The organism is Erwinia sp. (assembly GCF_031978025.1).
In the GTDB taxonomy this organism is placed as follows: Bacteria; Pseudomonadota; Gammaproteobacteria; order Enterobacterales; family Enterobacteriaceae; genus Erwinia.
Genome location: NZ_DALZCD010000413.1, coordinates 1 through 2,477, shown reverse-complemented (window position 1 = coordinate 2,477; position 2,477 = coordinate 1). Strand labels below are relative to the sequence as shown.

At 55.8% G+C, this 2,477-nt stretch carries 2 protein-coding genes; both read left to right on the top strand.

The annotated features are described in order from the left end of the window. Window positions 1–681: nucleotide disphospho-sugar-binding domain-containing protein (locus tag RTK32_RS21115; RefSeq protein WP_312047357.1), on the top strand; the 681-nt coding region annotated here is incomplete at its 5' end. A 488-nt stretch (window positions 682–1,169) separates the two neighbouring features. Beyond that, window positions 1,170–2,390, top strand: coding sequence for a sugar transporter (locus tag RTK32_RS21110; protein WP_409451126.1), 1,221 nt, complete (start codon window positions 1,170–1,172; stop codon window positions 2,388–2,390). Window positions 2,391–2,477: the final 87 nt, after the last annotated feature.

The following is a 2,477-nucleotide window of genomic DNA, read 5'->3' as shown; positions in this document are numbered from 1 at the left end:
GATCTCCGTGCGATCCTGGCCGCTCGCGATGCGGCCATTGCCTTTATTCCGCGCTCTTTTCAGGAAAAACCTGACACTATTCCTCCCGGCGTAACCTTTGTCGGGCCCGAAATCAGGCCAGTCACCTCGCCCCCCGGCTGGAAACTAAAAACAGCAGGTCGGCCCGTTGTCGTCATCTCGCTCGGGTCGGTTTATACCCATCAGACCGCCTTTTTCCGCACCTGCATCCAGGCCTTTGCCCATAGCGAGTGGCAGGTCGTGATGGCTATTGGTCGCTATGTGGATCCTGCCCAGCTGGGGGAACTGCCTGGCAATGTTGAAATACATCGGCAGATACCCCAGCTTGACGTGCTAAAGGTGGCAAGCCTGTTTATTACCCACGCCGGGATGAACAGCGTGATGGAGGCCGTTTATTTCGGAGTGCCGATGATAGCGGTGCCCCAGCAGGCCGAACAACGCCTCAATGCCCGACGGATTGAAGCGTTGGGCATAGGAAAATATTTGCCCCGCGAAACCCTTTCTGCAACCAGCCTGCTGACTGCATCACAGGAGATAAGTGCCGATCCTGCCTGTCAAAGAAACCTGTCTGCCTTACAGCAGGAAATTTCTCGGGCAGGTGGCGCCAGCGCCGCCGCCGACGTGTTCGAGCGGATTCAGGCAAAAGGTCAGCACGCAGCCTGAGTGGCTTTTAAACCGCAGGTGGTTGCCCGCAGTGGCCTGACGGGCGTTCGTCAGGCCAGCCTTCTTTACAGACACCTTAAAACCTCTCACAGAGCGATAAGATTATTTCAACCGCATACGGGGGTTGAAAATGACGCAGGTAAGCGCAGCTATGCGAAGAGACATTTCCTTTTAAAAGCGGCTCAAGCTGTGTGCGCCTGGCCACAAAGGTGTAAAAGCCGCGTCATGAAGCTTGTTCTTAGAGCACTCTGATAGTCCCTCTTCTTCCCCTCCCCCCGTGGCTGTACGCCCGAATGTGACCGCATGTTAATGCCTGTCCGCTGATAAAGGCGCAAGGCTTATGTGCGGCGGTTTTGCCGCAAAACTTAGCCCTTTCTAAACCTTCAAACTATGTAAAAAGTGTGATGGCGATCACTTTCGGATTGAATTTCATGCAGCCATCATTAAAATGACGCGCTTCGATTTAAATTGTTGCGGAGCAGAAGCCTATGACCGACATCAATACCGTCACCGTTTCACGCAAAGTTGCCTGGTCGCGCGTGCTGGCTCTGGCTGTTGCTGCGTTTATATTTAACACCACGGAATATATGCCTGTCGGCCTGCTGTCGGATATTGGCCATAGCTTCGGCATGGAATCGGCGCAGGCGGGAATTATGTTGACCATCTACGCCTGGATTGTGGCGCTGATGTCGCTGCCGCTGATGCTGATGACCAGCAACACCGATCGGCGTTTGCTACTGATTGCGATTTTCGGCCTGTTTACGTTCAGTCACGTACTGGCCTTTTTCGCCTGGAGCTTTGACGTGCTGCTGCTGAGCCGCGCGGGCGTGGCGCTGGCTCATGCCCTGTTCTGGTCGATTACCGCCTCGCTGGCGGTAAGGCTGGCGCCGCCGGGTAAAAGGGCGCAGGCGCTGAGCCTGATTGCCACCGCTACCGCTCTGGCTTCCGTACTGGGCCTGCCGCTGGGCAGAATTATTGGTCAGGCGTTCGGCTGGCGCAGCACTTTCCTGGCGATTGGCGTAGGGGCTTTTGTCCTGCTGGCTCTGATTTTAAAAATTATGCCGCGCGTGCCGTCAGAACATACCGGATCGCTGAAAAGCCTGCCGGATCTGTTTCGTCGCCCGGCGCTGGTAGGCCTGTATGTGTTGGCCGTCACCGTGGTGACCGCGCACTTTACCGCCTTTACCTATATTGAACCGTTTGTCGAAAAAGTAGCCGGTTTTGAGCAAGGCTTCGCCACGCTGTTACTGCTGATTTTTGGTATCGCGGGTATTGCCGGCAGCATTATTTTTGGTAAGAGCGGTGAAAAACGCCTGTCGCCGCTGCTGACCGGCGCTATCGGGCTGCTGTCGGTCTGTCTGCTGCTGCTGGCGACGGTAGCGGCCAGCAAGGCCGGGCTGATTGTGCTGAGCCTGCTTTGGGGCATGGCTTTTATGATGATCGGTATGGGCATGCAGATGAAGGTGCTGACGCTGGCCCCGGATGCCACCGATGTCGCGATGGCGATGTTCTCAGGCATTTTCAACATTGGTATTGGCGCGGGCGCGCTGTTGGGCAATAAGGTCAGCCTGGATCTTTCTATGTCCTCGGTGGGTTATGTCGGCGCAGTGCCTGCCGTAGCCGCGCTGATGCTGGCGGTAGCGATCTTTCGCAAGACGAAAGAGCAGCCGTCAGGCAACGAAGGTAGCGTAATCACCGAGATAAAATAGTCTCCACTACGATCAAAGGGCGCAGTCAATCTGCGCCCTTTTTTATTGCCTGTTGCCAGGCTTATCGCCCCGCAGGAAACTTTCCTC